This window comes from Williamsia sp. Y853, from assembly GCF_056786495.1.
On record NZ_JBXCJC010000001.1, the window covers coordinates 2,558,324 to 2,573,126 of the forward strand.

The following is a 14,803-nucleotide window of genomic DNA, read 5'->3' on the forward strand; positions in this document are numbered from 1 at the left end:
CGGAGGTGGAAAGTGCGCAACCTTAATCAGTTTGCGGACGTAACGGCAGGTGTGGTTTTTGTACATTCCGCACCGGTCGCGTTGTGCCCGCACGTCGAGTGGGCTCTCTCGTCGACCCTTGATGCCCGCGCGAATCTGAAGTGGTCTGCACAAGAGGCGAGTCCCGGCCTGCAGCGTGCCACCGTCGATTGGGTCGGACCGGTCGGAACGGGAGCGCGCATTGCCAACGCTCTGCGCGAATGGTCCGCCTTGCGGTTCGAGGTCACCGAGAACGCCAGCGACGGCGTGGACGGTGAACGCTTCTGCTTTGTGCCCGGGCTCGGTCTGTGGCGTGGGTCGATGAGTGCCAACGGTGATGTGATCGTCGGCGAGATGCAACTGCGATCGCTCATGGAATCGCACGCCGACGGGATGGAACTCGCCGGTGCACTCGATGCCGCACTCGGTACGGCCTGGGATGAGGCATTGGAGTCGTTCCGCATGGGCGGCGCCGGCGCCGAGGTCACCTGGCTGCACCAGCGCGTGGGCTGACCGCGTACAACACCCAAGACACAACAAAGGCGGGCCCGGACTGAAAAGTCCGGGCCCGCCTTTGTTGTGTCTTCAGATCACCGCGTCAGATCACAAGGGGATGTTCTTGTGGCGTCCGCGGCGAGCCGGTGCCGAAGCGAGTGCCTCGGCGATGATGCTGCGGGTCTTGGCCGGGTCGATGATCTCGTCGACCACACCGATGGACTGGGCGCGGCCCACGCCACCGGCGATGGCTTCGTGCTCGACGGCCAGACGCTCGTGCAGTGCGTCGCGCTCGTCATCGGGTGCGGCAGCGAGTGCCTTCTTGTGCAGGATGCCGACCGCGGCCTTGGCGCCCATCACGGCGACCTCGGAACCGGGCCACGCGAAGACTGCCGTGGCGCCCAATGCTCGCGAGTTCATCGCGATGTAGGCACCGCCGTAGATCTTGCGGGTCACCAGCGTGACGCGGGGGACCGAGCATTCGGCAAACGCGTGCAGCAGCTTTGCGCCGCGGCGCACGACGCCGTCCCATTCCTGGCCGACACCGGGCAGGTAACCCGGGACGTCGGTCATCACGATCAGCGGGACGCCGAACGCGTCGCAGAGACGGACGAACCGAGCCGCCTTCTCAGCGCTCTCGGAGTTGAGGCAACCACCCATCCGCAGCGGGTTGTTGGCGATGACGCCAACGCTGCGTCCGGAGAGCCTGCCGAAACCGATCGTGATGTTCGGTGCCCATTTTGCCTGCAGCTCTTCGAAACTCGAGATCTCGGTTTCGCCGTCCGCAGCCACATCGGTGTCGAGCAGGGCCCGCACGATCGGATGCACGTCGTATGCACGACGGTTGGACTCGGGCATCAGGGCCCGCAGGTCGGTATCGCCGGCCTCGGCCTTCTGCCGACTGAAATGTCCCTGCTGACCGAAGGTTCCGATCAGGCGACGGGCACGCCAGTAGGCGTCGGGCTCGGAGTCGGCGGTGATGTGCGAGACACCCGACTTCTTGCCGTGGGTCAGTGGCCCACCGAGCGACTCCATGTCGACGATCTCGCCGGTGACGCTCTTGACGACGTCCGGTCCGGTGACGAACACGCGGCCGGCAGGCGCCATGATGACCACATCGGTCAGGGCCGGTCCGTATGCCGCTCCGCCTGCGGCGAAGCCGACGACGATCGAGATCTGAGGGATGTATCCGGAAGCCCGGACCATCGCTTCGAACACCTGGCCGACGGCGTGGAGGGCTTCGACACCCTCAGCCAGCCGGGCGCCGCCGGAATGCCAGATCCCGACAACCGGGGCCTGCTCGGCGATGGCGGTATCGATGGAGTTGACGATGTGCTTGCAGCCCACCACCCCCATGGCCCCGCCCATCACGGTGCCGTCGGTGCAGTAGGCGACGGTGCGGACACCGTTCACCCGCCCGACAGCAGCCTGCACGCCCGACTTGTCGCGGGGGTGCAGCAACGACATGGATGCTTCGTCGAAGAAATTGGTCAACCGCAGCAAGGGATCCCGAGGATCGATGGATTCCTCTTGCTGTGTGATCGGGGCCATGGTGGTCATGAATCTCCTTAGATCTTCAGCGCCCGGTGAGAACTGGCTCAGGGGCGGCGGGTTCAGTAGCGCCCAAAGGCGAGCGCAACGTTGTGCCCACCGAATCCGAACGAGTTGTTGATGGCGTAGTCGATCTGTCCGTAACGCGGCTCTCCGTGAACCACGTCGAGATCGCACTCCGGATCCTGATTGTCGAGATTCAGCGTCGGGGGAATGACGCCCTCTTCGATGGCCTTGATCGTCAGGATCGACTCCAGCGCACCCACAGCGCCGATGGAATGCCCGAGGGCAGACTTCGGTGCATATACCGCTGCGTGGTTACCCACCGCGATGTTGATCGCCAGGGCCTCGGCGGTATCGCCGACCGAGGTGGACGTGGCGTGTGCGTTGACATGCGTGATGTCGGATTTCCCCAGACCAGCGGTCTGCAGAGCTCGTGACATCGCGCGTGCTGCGCCGGTGCCCTCCGGGTCAGGTGCGACCAGGTGGTACCCATCGGATGTGATCCCGCCACCGAGCAGACGCGCATGGATGTGCGCGCCACGGGCGATGGCGTGATCTTCGCGTTCGATGACCATCAGTGCAGCGGCCTCACCGAAGACAAAGCCGTCACGGTCTTTGTCGAACGGACGAGACGCGGCGGCCGGGTCCTCGTTGCGGGTACTCATCGCCCGCATCATTGCGAAGCTGGCGATGGGGACCGAGTCGATATGACCCTCCACGCCACCGGTGACGACCATGTCGGCGTCACCCATGACGATCTGACGCCAAGCGTGTGCGATCGCTTCAGAACCCGAGGAGCAGGCCGAAACCGGTGTGATCACACCGGCCTTGGCACCGATCTCGAGTCCGACAACCGCGGCCGGCCCATTGGGCATGGCCATCGGCACGGCGAGCGGGGAGACCTTGCGGTAGTTGCCGGTGCTGTGCATCGCGTTGTAGGCCTCGATGAGTGCGTCACCGCCACCCAGACCGGTACCGATCACAACGCCGAGGCGCTCTTTCTCGATATCCGGTTCGCCTGCCTGCGCCCACAGACGCTTGCCCATGACATAGGCGATCCGCTCGGTGTAGGCCATGCGTCGGGCCTGGACCCGACTGACCTCGGTCGAGGGATCTTTCACCAGACGCCCACCGAACCGGACCGGGAGATCGAACTCCTCGACCCAGTCATCGGTGAGAGTCTTGATGCCGCTCTCTCCGGCGAGAAGACCCTTCCACGTCGAATCGAGGTCTTCGCCGATGGAGGTGGTCGCGACCATGGAGGTCACCACCACGTTCGGGAAATTCCCGCCGAGGGTGGAGTATTCGCGAAGAGAGTTGGTCACGGTCTGTCACTCACCGGTGTTCTTGTCGGAGTCGAGCTTTGCGCGGATGGCGTCGGCGGCACCGGCGTTCTCGGCTTCGAGCTTCTGGATGTAGTTCACGGCGTCACCAACGGTGCGCAGTCCGGCGAGGTCCTCATCGGGGATCTTGACGCCGTACTTGTCTTCGGTCTGCACTGCGATTTCGACCATCGACAGCGAATCGATGTCGAGGTCGTCGACGAACGACTTCTCTACAGTCACCTCAGAGGGTTCAATGCCGGTGACCTCCTCGATGATCTCAGCGAGTCCGGCAATGATTTCTTCCTGGGCGGCGGCCACTGTGTGGCTCCCTTCATGTTCGTGTTCGAGTGTTTCCGGAGGAGCAGCGCAGGTGCGCTGCTATGGACGGATGTGGCGAGCAACTGTGCTCTGTACATCTCCCGGGGACAGCGGCACAGGCGTGCCGCCGTCGCTATCCAAGTTCGGTGATGCCCGCGAGGTTGTCGGGGGTCTTGAGCGCGAGGGTCGGTGTTCCTTTCAGCTCGCGCTTTGCGATTCCGACGAGAGTGCCGGCGGGGGGCAGCTCGATCAGTCCGGTGGTGGAGAGCTCTCGCATCGTCTGCGAGCACAGGTCCCACCGCACGGGCCGGGTGACCTGCGCGACGAGTTTATCGAGTGCGTCGCGACCGGTGGTGACCGGTGCCCCGTCTGAGTTGGAGAGCAGGGGCCGCGTCGGCTGAGATGGGTTGATGTCGGCTGCCGCGCGTGCAACAGCGTCCTGGGCCGGGGCCATGTATCGCGTGTGGAACGCGCCGGCGACGGCGAGCTTGCGGACACGTGCCTTCTCCGGCGGGTTGGCGATCAATTCGTCGATGGCGGCGATCGTGCCGGCTGCCACGATCTGTCCGGCCGCATTGCGATTGGCCGGAACCAGGTCGAGTTCTTCGAGGCGCGCCAGCACTGTTGCTTCGTCGCCACCGAGCACAGCGGCCATGGTGGTGGGCTCGAGAGCGCAGGCCTTGGCCATCTCGGCGCCGCGGATTGCGGCCAGCGACACGGCCTCATCGGCGGTCAGTACGCCTGCGATCGCGGCGGCGGCCAATTCGCCGACGGAATGGCCTGCGACCAGGGTGTCCAAGGGCAATGGGGAACGCTTGTCGATCTCGTCATAGGCGAGCAGTGCCGAGGCGACCACCAGGGGTTGGGTGACCGCGGTGTCGGTGATCTCGTCCGCCGTTGCGGTGGTCCCCAGGCGTGCGATGTCGAGGCCTGTCAGCTTCGACCAGGTCGCGACCTGGTCGCGTGCGCCGGGTAGCTCAAGCCATGGCGTGAGCATTCCGACGGTCTGAGAGCCCTGTCCGGGCGCAAGCAAGGTGAGCACCTGATCAGAGAACACCCTATTTGCCCTCGACGAAGGTGTTGGACGCAATGAACCTTGGGCGACCCCTTTGTGGGATCCCCACAAAATTGCACAACAGCGTGCCTACATCGTCATCTCACCGACATCCGTTACACCGTTGTGAATTGATGCACAACCGTAGCTTTTACTCTTTGGAGCCTGTGACAGGAGTGACTGTAGGGAAAATTGTGCGCATGTCGTGTCTGACCCGTGCCAGTCTGCCGACGGTGGTTGCCACTCTCAGTACATAAGCATCACGGGGGTTCATTGGATCGCGACCAGTAATGTCCGAAATTCTCTTTAGTCGATATCTGACAGTATTTGGATGGACGAAGAGTTGCCGTGCACACGATTCGACCGACCCGCCGGAGTCCAGATAGGCGTCGAGAGTGGACGTCAGGGTGTCGCCACTTTTGGCGAGTGGCATGACCAGCGCATCGCTCAAAGTGGTCATGGCGGCCTGGTCGCCGAGCAGAGCGCGTTCGGGCAGGAGCTCGAGGGAGTGGACCGGACGGGGTGCACTGGGCCAGCCGGCGACCGCCTCGATGCCGGCCAGGGCGTCGATGGCGCTGGCGTGGGCGGCACCCAGGTTGGGCCTGGTCGGCCCGATGACCACAGGCCCGTCGGCAAAGAGGACCAGCAGGTCGGTGATGAACGGGTCACCGATCGTCACCGGACCGCTGACGATCGCGACGAGGAGACTGCCCTGGACCACCGACAGCGCAGCGCGGTCATGCTGACGTGCGGTGTTGTGCACTGCAAGAGGAACCGAGACGTTGCGCTCGGGCGGCGGCATGCCCACGACGACGGTGGCGGTGGCTTCGGTGTCCCAGTTGAGCGCGGCCGCGCGGGACAGCAGGGTGGGGCCGGTGTCACCGCGGACCACGGCATCGACCACGAGCGCCTCGAGCCGTGAGTCCCAGGCGCCGCGGGACTCTGCGGCGGACGCATAGATCGAGGCCGCGGCAAACCCGATCTCGCGGCCGTAGCGCAGGACGGCTTCGGTCAGCGCGCGGAGCTGCGCGTCGTTGCGGGCGAGGAGCGGCAGCCACTTCTCGAAGAATTCCATCGCGACCCGGACCATCTCGACGGTCTGCAGCAGGCTGATCCGGCGGGCGAGGTCCTGGGGCACCACCTGGAAGGCCTGCACGGTGAACTTGACGTTGCCTTCGGGATCCTGCAGCCATTCGACAAAGTTCACGACCGCGGTCTGGACCACGAGTTGGACGCCGGCCCGCTGACCCGCTTCGAGATCCTCGAAGTAAGGCAGCTGGTCTTGCATCGAATGGACGGCCTCGGTGGCCAGCCGTCCGCTGTACTGCTTCACGCGGCGGAGCAGGGTGTCCGGCAGGGCGTCGTGAACATTCGCCGGTGCAGGGACATGGGCGCCGCGCGGGCCGAAGAGATCGCCTACGGGCTGATCACCCGTACGGGACTCAGTCATGGCTTCAATCTATGTCAGTCCGGTGCACGATTGGGACATGTCGACCGCAAACAGCCGACCGCCCACCCGTTGTACAACGGATGGGCGGTCGGTGTGGTGCGAAGGATCAGGCGCCGGGACCGGGATCGCTGGTCTGCTTCGGGGCAGCCAGTACATCTTCGATCTGATACTTCTCGGCGGCCTCGGCGGCAACCTTGATATCGATGTGACCCTCGCGGGCGAGTGCCGAGAGGACACCGACCGCGATGGATTCACCATCGACGTTGAAGTAGCGGCGTGCGGCCGGTCGGGTGTCGGAGAATCCGAAACCGTCGGTGCCCAGGGTGAGATAGGTGCCCGGGACCCAGGCGCGGATCAGCTCCGGGACACCCCTCATGTAGTCGGTCGCCGCAACGAACGGTCCGGAGGCATCGGCAAGGACCTCCGTCAGGTAGGGCTGCGGATGGCTGCCTGCCGGTTCACGCAACGCTGCCTTCTCGTACTCGACCCCGTCACGGGCGAGCTCGCCCCAGGACGTCACTGAGTAGATGCTCGCGCCGACATTCCAGTCATCGGCCAGCAGCTGCTGTGCCTTGAGGGCGCTCGGCATTGCGACACCCGAGACCAGGATGTTGGCCGGGTACTGCTTGCCCTCTGGAGCATCGGCGAACTGGTAGATGCCCTTGAGAACGCCTGCGACATCAAGGTTTTCGGGCTGTGCCGGCTGTGTGATCGGCTCGTTGTAGATGGTGATGTAGTAGAAGATGTTCTCGGGATCTTCGCCGTACATCCGCCGCAGACCATCGGAGATGATGTGCGCCAGCTCGTAACCGAACGCGGGGTCATAGGCCACTGCCGCCGGGTTGGTCGAGGCCAGCACGAGTGAATGACCATCGGCGTGTTGCAGACCCTCACCGGTCAGGGTGGTGCGTCCGGCGGTGGCGCCGAGCACGAATCCGCGGGCCATCTGGTCGGCCGCGGCCCACAAGCCGTCGCCCGTGCGCTGGAACCCGAACATCGAATAGAAGATGTACAGCGGGATCATCGGCTCATCGTGGGTGGCATACGAGGTGCCGACCGCGGTGAACGAGGCCGTGGATCCGGCTTCGTTGATGCCCTCGTGCAGGATCTGGCCCTGCGGGCTCTCCTTGTAGGCCAGCATGAGTTCGGCGTCGACCGAGGTGTACAGCTGGCCGTTACGGTTGTAGATCTTGAGCGTCGGGAACCAGGAGTCCATACCGAACGTGCGGGCCTCGTCCGGGATGATCGGCACCAGGCGCTTGCCGATCTCCTTGTCGCGCATCAGTTCCTTGAAGATGCGCACGATGGCCATCGTCGTGGCGACCTGCTGCTTGCCCGAACCCTTGCTCGCGAGCTTGATGGCACCGCTGGTGTCGGGCTTGAGCACCTTGCTCTTGGTGCGCCGCGCCGGCAGGAACCCACCCAGTTGCTTGCGGCGATCGAGCATGTACTCGATCTCCGGTGAGTCGGCCCCGGGGTGGTAGTACGGCGGCAGGTACGGATCTTTTTCAAGCTCGGCATCGCTGATCGGGATGCGGGTGCTGTCCCGGAAGTCCTTGAGATCGTCGAGGGTCAGCTTCTTCATCTGGTGCGTGGCGTTGCGGCCCTCGAAGTGCTTGCCGAGTGTGTAGCCCTTGATGGTGTGGGCCAGGATCACCGTCGGCTGCCCCTTGTGGGCCATCGCCGATGCGTACGCCGCGTGGACCTTGCGGTAGTCGTGGCCACCACGCTTGAGGCCCCAGATCTCGGCGTCACTGAGGTCTTTGACCAGTTCCTTGGTGCGCGGATCGCGACCGAAGAAGTGTTCGCGGACGAACGCGCCGTCGTTGGCCTTGTAGGTCTGGTAGTCGCCGTCGGGGGTGCTGTTCATGAGATTGACCAGCGCACCGTCGCGGTCCTTGTGCAGGAGCGAGTCCCACTCGCGGCCCCAGATCACCTTGATGACGTTCCAGCCCGCGCCGCGGAAGAACGACTCGAGTTCCTGGATGATCTTGCCGTTGCCACGCACCGGGCCGTCGAGACGCTGCAGGTTGCAGTTGACCACGAAGGTCAGGTTGTCGAGACCTTCGGTGGCGGCGACATGCGCCAGGCCACGCGACTCGGGCTCGTCCATCTCACCGTCGCCGAGGAATGCCCAGACGTGCTGATCCTCGGTGTTCTTGATGCCGCGATCGTTCAGGTAGTGGTTGAAGCGCGCCTGATAGATGGCGTTCATGGGACCCAGGCCCATGGAAACCGTTGGGAACTGCCAGAAGTCGGGCATCAACCGCGGATGCGGGTACGACGGCAGGCCGCCGCCTGCGTGGGAGTGCTCCTGGCGGAAGCCGTCCATGCGGGTTTCGTTGATGCGGCCTTCGAGGAAGGCGCGGGCGTAGATGCCGGGGGAGGCGTGGCCCTGGATGAAGATCTGGTCGCCGCCGCCTGCGTGTTCCTGGCCGCGGAAGAAGTGGTTGAAGCCGACCTCGTAGAGCGCAGCGGACGACGCGTAGGTGGAGATGTGGCCACCGACGCCGACGCCGGGACGCTGGGCGCGGTGCACCATGACGGCGGCGTTCCAGCGGATGAATGAGCGGAAGCGGCGCTCGACCTCTTCGTCGCCCGGGAACCAGGGCTCGTTCTCGGTCGGGATCGTGTTGACGTAGTCGGTGGACGTCAGGGACGGGATCGACACCCGTTTCTCACCGGCTCGTTCGAGCAGCCGCAGCAGGAGGTAGCGGGCCCGGCCGGGCCCGGCATGTTCGAGGAGTCCGTCGAATGAATCGAGCCATTCGTCTGTCTCACTCGGGTCGATGTCGGGGAGGTAGGACGCAACACCTTCCCGGATGACCCGTACTCGGGCCTGGTTCTTTGGTGCGTGAGTGCTGTCAGTCACTGCGTGCTCTTTCTCCTCGAGTCACTCGGCAGCGGTGGCTGCCGTAACGGGATCGACCCGCCGGAACCGGGGTGTGGTTCGGCGTTGTCTCAATCGTGCCGCAAGTGATGTGCGTTGGCATCGGTGTGCGGCAAAGTAACCCTACCCACGGGCGTTTCGTCGCCGGTTTGCGCGCTCGTCGTGCAGTATCTGGACTGTGAAGGTTTGGGGTGTGGCCGTCGTTGCGGTAATCGGATTGGGCGTTTGCGGGTGCGCGACCACGATTGACGGCTCGAGTTCTGTCGATGGTGGCCAGGTGTCCGCGTATCGGAGTGACATTTCAGTGGCCGCGGTGCAGTCGCAGGCCGCCGAATCGTCGCGACGCGCGCAAGCGGCCAGAAATATCACGCTGGAATTGTGTTCGCAGTTCACCACCACCGTGGTGACGATGCTGAACAGTTACAACGACTTCGTGACCAAACTCAATGAAGTGCAGTCCTATTCGGCAGTCGGTGGCGCCGCACAAGTGGCCATCGATCAGCTCAAAGCCGGTGAGCAGGCGATCAACACCAAATTGGTGCCTGACGTGGAGCCCTCGGTGGGCCGACTCGTACGCGCATTCTTCGTCAGAAATCAGGAGTTGGTGCGCGCCATCGAGGGCCAAAATCAGTCCGGACTGAACGATCCGGCGGCTCGCTGGATCGAGTCTCGGAACAAGGCGGTGGACGCTTGCGGGCAACTGTCCAGTTGAAAAAGCGGCATTCGGCTTGCAACTTGGGGGTTTACCCTGTTCGCTTGAGTGATCAAAGTGGGCACGGAGCGTGTTCACCCATTTTTTTGACAGGAGGTCGTCGCGTTGGTTGCCGCTTCAGATGGTGATCGTGCCCAAAAGCTGGGAGTGACAGCGGGCATGATTGTGCAAGAACTGGGGTGGGATGAGGACACCGACGACGACCTGCGCGGCCTCATCGAAGACACCATCGACGCTGAGATGGTCGACGAGGACTCGGACGAGGTCATCGACATGGTTGTGCTGTGGTGGCGCGACGGTGACGGAGATCTGGTCGATGCGCTGATGGATGCCATCACGCCCCTCGCCGACGACGGTTTCGTTTGGGTCTTGTCCCCGAAGACCGGGGCTGACGGCTACGTCGACCCCACAGAAGTCGCAGAGGCGGCTCCTACCGCAGGGCTCACCCAGACCAGTGCCGTCAGTTTCGGCGAATGGCTCGGGTCACGTTTGGTCCAACCGAAGACGCGGGTCGGCAAGAGAGCATGACTTCCTCTCTCGGTCGGGAGCTCGAGGTGGGAACCGAGGCTCCCGACTTCAGCCTGCGTGATCAAAACAATCAGGTGGTCAGCCTCTCCGACTACCGCGGCAAGAAGAACGTTCTGCTGGTGTTCTTTCCACTGGCGTTCACCGGAACCTGTGAAGGCGAACTGAGCATGGTCCGGGATCGGTTGCCGTTGTTCTCGAACGAGACTTCCGAGTTCGTTGCGGTGTCGGTGGGCAGTTCGCCCACACACAAGGTGTGGTCGTCGGCTCAGGGATACCTGTTCCCGATCCTGGCCGACTTCTGGCCGCACGGCGAGGTGGCCCAGGCCTATGGGGTCCTGAACAAGGACAAGGGCTACCCGAACCGCGGAACATTCGTCGTCGACAAGACCGGAATCATCACTTTTTCGGAAATGATGGATCCCGGTCAGGTCCGTGACCAGTCGCTTTGGGAGAAAGCTCTGGCCACGCTAAATTCTTGAGTGTGTCCGGCACCTTCGGGTGATCGGATGGGCGGCGAGTCCGAATGTTTTCTCTCGCCGTCGCGGCTGGCGAACTCGCCTTCGTTCAGCCGCCATGCGCGTATAGCTCAGCGGTAGAGCTCTGGTCTTACACACCAGTGGTCGGGGGTTCAAATCCCTCTGCGCGCACCGACATCGAACAACGGGCAAGTCCGCTCACAGTCCTCACACCCGCTCGCTCTGTAGTGCGAGCGAATGTGAGAAACGCGAGCGGCGTCAGCTTTCTTCTGTTTTCTGGCCGAATCGGCCCTGCACGGTATCGAGGATCGAGATCCCCTGTGCGACGACCGAGGTCGCCAGTTCGTTGACACCCTGCGCCCCGTTGAACACGGTGAGGTTGGCGCCGGCCAAACCCTTGGACACCGCTTCGACGAGTTCGGGCAGCTGCTCGATCAGCAGCTGGTCGAGGGAGATGCGATCGTTCTCAGCCGCGGCAGCGGACTGGATCCTGATGGCGGCGGCCTCGGCTTCGGCCAGGATCCGCGTGCGCTGTGCGTCGGCCTCGGCAGGTTTGATCACCTCGGACAGAAGCTGACGCTCGCGCAGCTCCGCCGTGGTCTGAGCCAATTTGGTCTGTTCCGTGGTGATCTCCTGGGTCACGCGGGCCTGGGCGAGTGGACCGGCCTGAGCGGCTTCGGCGTTGGCCTTGTCGGTCTCGGACTTGATCTCGGCCCGCTTGAGGGCGGTTTCGCGCTCGTAGTCCGCCTGCGCCCGTGCAGATTTCTGCTGAGCTTCGACGGCTTGCTGCTCGGCAGCTGCCTGGGCGACCGCGGCATCGCGCTGCACCCGCGCGACCTCGGGGGCGGCGAGCGACTTGATGTAACCCGAACCGAGGTCGTCGATCGACTGGATCTGGAAGGAGTCGACCTTCAACCCGATCAGGGTCAACTCGCGCTTCGAAGCATCGAGAACCTGCCGGGCCAGCGTGTCGCGTTCACGAATGATCTGCTCAACGGTCATCGAACCGACGATGGAGCGCAGATGTCCCGAAAAGATCTGCCCGGTCAACTGATTCATCTCGTTGGATTGTTCGGAGATGAATCGCTGTCCGGCGTTGACAATCGATTCCGTGTCCGACCCCACCTTGTGTGCGATGACCGCGCGGACCTTGAGCTGGATGCCCTGGGTGGTCACGCAGGTCTCTTCGATGGCGGCCTCATGCATCGCCAGCGACAGGTAACTGACGCGGCGGAAGAACGGCATCACCCACTTGCCATGACCGATGATCACCAGGAATGGCGCGTTCTCGTCGTGCGACTTCTTTCCGGAGATGATCATCGCCTCGTCGGGTTCGGGCACGTGATAACCGAGCATCTGTCGTCCTGCTTTCAGTTGTATTCACCAGTTGTCTTGGCGTGCAGCCGCATCCGGCGTTGGGAACCATTTTTCGACGATCAGGCTCCCGTCGTCGGTCCTGTCGATCACCAAGATGCTGTCGCCGCGAGCGATGTCGATCGACGACGTCGCGACAAATAGTTGGCTTGCGCCACTCACGTTGAGGACGACCTCACCATATCCACCGGCCTCGATGGAGAGGTACACGGTGCCGAGCTTGCCGACCATCGGATCCACGGGCGCCGTGACTCTGGGACTCAGCGGTTCTTGCGCAATTTGAAGAGCTTGATGCCGTTGGCAATCGCGACGACGGGCCAGCAGATGATGGCCACCCAAACGCTGAGGCTGTGCTCGCCGTTGGCGATGTCGTAGATCGCAAGGGCGGTCAAGAGAATCGAGACGATCAAGACGATCACGAGGAGGTTCTTGGTGAGCGAGGCGCTCTTCGCCGAATCAGTGGTGGTCACGGGTCGAATATAGCCGGGGTGATGACTTCATTCGATGTGAATTGTCGCGGTGACCGTGACGTCCGAGTTCAACGAATTGGCGATGTAACACTCGTGGTGGGCCTGCTCGACAAGGGCCAGAACGTGATCGGGGTCCGTGCCAGGCACCACCCAGATGGTCGGAGAGAGTTCAATCGTGCCGATGCGGATCGGTGTGTCGGCATCGTCCATTGCCGCGGAGGCATCGTCCTCGTAGCCGAGGACATCGATTCCGGCGCGAGCGGCAACGGCAAGGAATGACAGCAACTGACATGAACTCGCTGCCAGCACAACAAGTTGTTCAGGATTCATCAACTGTTCGCTGCCCCGGAAATGCGGATCGGCGCTCAGTCCGATCTCGTCGACAGCTGGTGGCGTCACTCCCCGGTGATCTCGCGAATATGCGCGATATCCGCTGCCGGTCGAACCCTGCCAGACGAGATGCGATGAATACGTGTGAGTCGCCATGAGTCACCGTAACTTCTGAGCAGAACACGAAGGTGATTGTGTTGTGGTCGTGGAGAACATTGTGGGAGGCCGGGTCGACAAGCTCGGGCTCTGGGAGAAGCGCACCGAGTGGCCCTTGGCAATCGTTGCTGTGATCTTCCTTGTCGCCTATTCGATGCAAGTTCTGGCCCGCCCGGAGGGGATGGCCGAACGCGCGCTGTCGGCGGTGGTTGCGGTGACGTGGCTGGCGTTCGCCGCGGACTACGTTTGCCGACTGCTGTTGTCTACGCAGCGGTTTCGGTGGTTCTACCGACACCTCATCGACCTTGCTATTGTCGCCTTGCCCATCCTGCGGCCGCTGCGACTCCTGCGGCTGGTCATCTTGATCGGCGTATTCCAGAAGGTGGTCGGGGGTGTCATCCGAGGACGGGTGATCATCTACACGGTGGCCAGTGCGATCCTGCTCATCTATGTTGCGTCGCTCGCGATTCTGGAAGCCGAGCGACCTCATGCCGACGCAGGAATACGGTCATTCGGCGAGGCGCTGTGGTGCAACCAGGCGGCAACCGCGGCGCATATCGATCTGCTCCGGAGTGAGGTCGCAGAGCTCAAGGTGTTGCTGGCGGCCGCGATTCCCGTGCCACTGGCGGGTGGCGCCGCGGCAGCCGACCCGAACTCTGATCAGGCATTGCGATAACGCTCGGCGGTCTTGAGGTGGAAGTCTGCGACGATGCGGCATTCGGTGCGTAATTCGGCTGGGGAGATGATCGTGAAGTCGGCGTCGAAGGCGTACAGCCAGCGGGCAATTGACGTCAGTGACTTACCGAAGAGCGACACCTCGCAGCTGTTGACATCACCTGACTCGACCTCGCCCCAGGCGGCATCGACCATCTCGGCGACCTGTTCGAGTGGACTGTGGATCCGAACGCGGGCAGTGGACTGGTGGTACACCGACCCGATGCTGCTGGCGATGAACGCCGCAGCGCCGCCTTCGGGGAGTTCGCGTGGGGTGAAGCGGGGGCCGGTCGGGATCTTCGGGGTCATTCGATCGACGCGGAATGAGCGCCAGTCGTTGCGCCCGAGGTCCCAGGCCAGCAGGTACCAGCGTAATCCGCTGCGCACCAGCCGATAAGGTTCCACCTCGCGGCGGGTCTCGGCGCCGTCGCGGGCACGGTAATCGAAACGCAGGCGTTCATGACGATGGCAGACTGCCGCCACGTCGGACAGGACGGCCGCCTCGACCTGGGACACGTGTGTCCGCGTCGGGGTGGCATCGATCTGGAGGGAATCGAGCCGGTGCCGAAGCCGAGATGGCATCACCTGCCGCAACTTCGACATCGCCCGCGCTCCGGCTTCGTCGAGCCCGGTGACCGATGCCGTGGCTCCGGCTCCGAGCCCGAGCGCCACCGCCAGGACCTCTTGGTCGTCGAGGAGTAACGGAGGCATCTCGGCGCCTGCACCGAGTTGATAGCCGCCGCCGACACCCACCGTGCCGTCCACCGGATAGCCGAGTTCGCGGAGTCGGTCGATGTCTCGACGGACCGTGCGGGTGGTGATGTTCAGGCGTTCGGCCAGATCGGCACCCGACCATTCTTTGCGGGTCTGCAACAGGCTCAGTAGGCGGAGCAGTCGCGCTGACGTGTCCAACATGCGTTTCACCATGCCAGATATTGC

At 63.4% G+C, this 14,803-nt stretch carries 16 protein-coding genes and 1 tRNA gene; 6 read left to right on the top strand and 11 right to left on the bottom strand.

The window, feature by feature from the left end:
• Window positions 1-12 precede the first annotated feature (12 nt).
• Window positions 13-531, top strand: a complete 519-nt coding sequence (locus AC1TPF_RS11735) for a DUF3145 domain-containing protein (protein WP_482143922.1) — start codon at window positions 13-15, stop codon at window positions 529-531.
• 90 nt (window positions 532-621) lie between these two features.
• Here the strand turns inward: AC1TPF_RS11735 and AC1TPF_RS11740 are convergent, their stop codons facing one another.
• From AC1TPF_RS11740 to aceE, 6 genes are all read right to left on the bottom strand, one after another.
• The gene (locus AC1TPF_RS11740) at window positions 622-2,073 is read right to left on the bottom strand and encodes an acyl-CoA carboxylase subunit beta (protein ID WP_482134961.1); all 1,452 of its coding nucleotides are present in this window, start codon (window positions 2,071-2,073) and stop codon (window positions 622-624) included.
• A gap of 53 nt (window positions 2,074-2,126) precedes the next feature.
• Window positions 2,127-3,392 (bottom strand): KasA/KasB family beta-ketoacyl-ACP synthase, encoded by a 1,266-nt coding sequence (locus AC1TPF_RS11745; protein WP_482143924.1) that lies wholly within the window; start codon window positions 3,390-3,392, stop codon window positions 2,127-2,129.
• 6 nt (window positions 3,393-3,398) lie between these two features.
• Window positions 3,399-3,710 carry a meromycolate extension acyl carrier protein AcpM gene (gene acpM / locus AC1TPF_RS11750; protein WP_482134959.1) on the bottom strand — a complete coding sequence of 104 codons (312 nt, stop codon included), beginning with the start codon at window positions 3,708-3,710 and terminating at the stop codon, window positions 3,399-3,401.
• 133 nt (window positions 3,711-3,843) lie between these two features.
• Window positions 3,844-4,752, bottom strand: coding sequence for an ACP S-malonyltransferase (locus AC1TPF_RS11755; protein WP_482137209.1), 909 nt, complete (start codon window positions 4,750-4,752; stop codon window positions 3,844-3,846).
• Between the two features lie 163 nt (window positions 4,753-4,915).
• Complete coding sequence (locus AC1TPF_RS11760) at window positions 4,916-6,214, bottom strand: PucR family transcriptional regulator (RefSeq protein ID WP_482134958.1); 1,299 nt, start codon at window positions 6,212-6,214, stop codon at window positions 4,916-4,918.
• Window positions 6,215-6,320: 106 nt separating this feature from the next.
• Complete coding sequence (aceE, locus tag AC1TPF_RS11765) at window positions 6,321-9,086, bottom strand: pyruvate dehydrogenase (acetyl-transferring), homodimeric type (protein WP_482134957.1); 2,766 nt, start codon at window positions 9,084-9,086, stop codon at window positions 6,321-6,323.
• Window positions 9,087-9,381: 295 nt separating this feature from the next.
• On the opposite strand from aceE, the gene AC1TPF_RS11770 reads away from it, so the two are divergent.
• The 4 genes from AC1TPF_RS11770 to AC1TPF_RS11785 all read left to right on the top strand — a co-directional run bounded on the left by AC1TPF_RS11770 (window position 9,382) and on the right by AC1TPF_RS11785 (window position 10,991).
• A complete protein-coding gene (locus AC1TPF_RS11770) occupies window positions 9,382-9,816 on the top strand; it encodes a hypothetical protein (protein WP_482143926.1) in 435 nt (144 codons plus the stop codon).
• Window positions 9,817-9,921: 105 nt separating this feature from the next.
• Window positions 9,922-10,344 (top strand): DUF3052 domain-containing protein, encoded by a 423-nt coding sequence (locus tag AC1TPF_RS11775; protein WP_482134955.1) that lies wholly within the window; start codon window positions 9,922-9,924, stop codon window positions 10,342-10,344.
• The gene (locus AC1TPF_RS11780) at window positions 10,341-10,823 is read left to right on the top strand and encodes a peroxiredoxin (RefSeq protein WP_482134954.1); all 483 of its coding nucleotides are present in this window, start codon (window positions 10,341-10,343) and stop codon (window positions 10,821-10,823) included. Before AC1TPF_RS11775 ends, AC1TPF_RS11780 begins: the two co-directional genes overlap by 4 nt.
• Before the next feature lie 96 nt (window positions 10,824-10,919).
• Window positions 10,920-10,991, top strand: a tRNA-Val gene (locus AC1TPF_RS11785).
• 87 nt (window positions 10,992-11,078) lie between these two features.
• Here the strand turns inward: AC1TPF_RS11785 and AC1TPF_RS11790 are convergent.
• From AC1TPF_RS11790 to AC1TPF_RS11805, 4 genes are read right to left on the bottom strand one after another with little or no spacing between them, the layout of a single operon-like run.
• Window positions 11,079-12,176, bottom strand: coding sequence for an SPFH domain-containing protein (locus tag AC1TPF_RS11790; protein WP_482143928.1), 1,098 nt, complete (start codon window positions 12,174-12,176; stop codon window positions 11,079-11,081).
• Window positions 12,177-12,200: 24 nt separating this feature from the next.
• Window positions 12,201-12,434 (bottom strand): hypothetical protein, encoded by a 234-nt coding sequence (locus AC1TPF_RS11795; protein ID WP_482134952.1) that lies wholly within the window; start codon window positions 12,432-12,434, stop codon window positions 12,201-12,203.
• 20 nt (window positions 12,435-12,454) lie between these two features.
• Window positions 12,455-12,664, bottom strand: a complete 210-nt coding sequence (locus AC1TPF_RS11800; RefSeq protein WP_482134951.1) for a hypothetical protein — start codon at window positions 12,662-12,664, stop codon at window positions 12,455-12,457.
• 27 nt (window positions 12,665-12,691) lie between these two features.
• Window positions 12,692-13,150 carry an OsmC family protein gene (locus tag AC1TPF_RS11805; RefSeq protein WP_482143929.1) on the bottom strand — a complete coding sequence of 153 codons (459 nt, stop codon included), beginning with the start codon at window positions 13,148-13,150 and terminating at the stop codon, window positions 12,692-12,694.
• Window positions 13,151-13,199: 49 nt separating this feature from the next.
• On the opposite strand from AC1TPF_RS11805, the gene AC1TPF_RS11810 reads away from it, so the two are divergent.
• The gene (locus AC1TPF_RS11810) at window positions 13,200-13,826 is read left to right on the top strand and encodes an ion transporter (RefSeq protein WP_482143931.1); all 627 of its coding nucleotides are present in this window, start codon (window positions 13,200-13,202) and stop codon (window positions 13,824-13,826) included.
• On the opposite strand, the gene AC1TPF_RS11815 is transcribed toward AC1TPF_RS11810, so the two are convergent.
• Window positions 13,811-14,779, bottom strand: a complete 969-nt coding sequence (locus AC1TPF_RS11815; protein ID WP_482143933.1) for a helix-turn-helix transcriptional regulator — start codon at window positions 14,777-14,779, stop codon at window positions 13,811-13,813. The two genes, AC1TPF_RS11810 and AC1TPF_RS11815, sit on opposite strands and share 16 nt — an antisense overlap.
• Window positions 14,780-14,803 lie beyond the last annotated feature (24 nt).

Coding starts and splice junctions, on each gene's coding strand:
- AC1TPF_RS11780 (WP_482134954.1), top strand. CDS start 10,341: ATGACTTCCTCTCTCGGTCGGGAGCTCGAGGTGGGAACCGAGGCTCCC.
- AC1TPF_RS11740 (WP_482134961.1), bottom strand. CDS start 2,073: ATGACCACCATGGCCCCGATCACACAGCAAGAGGAATCCATCGATCCT.
- AC1TPF_RS11760 (WP_482134958.1), bottom strand. CDS start 6,214: ATGACTGAGTCCCGTACGGGTGATCAGCCCGTAGGCGATCTCTTCGGC.
- AC1TPF_RS11805 (WP_482143929.1), bottom strand. CDS start 13,150: ATGGCGACTCACACGTATTCATCGCATCTCGTCTGGCAGGGTTCGACC.
- AC1TPF_RS11790 (WP_482143928.1), bottom strand. CDS start 12,176: ATGCTCGGTTATCACGTGCCCGAACCCGACGAGGCGATGATCATCTCC.
- AC1TPF_RS11815 (WP_482143933.1), bottom strand. CDS start 14,779: ATGTTGGACACGTCAGCGCGACTGCTCCGCCTACTGAGCCTGTTGCAG.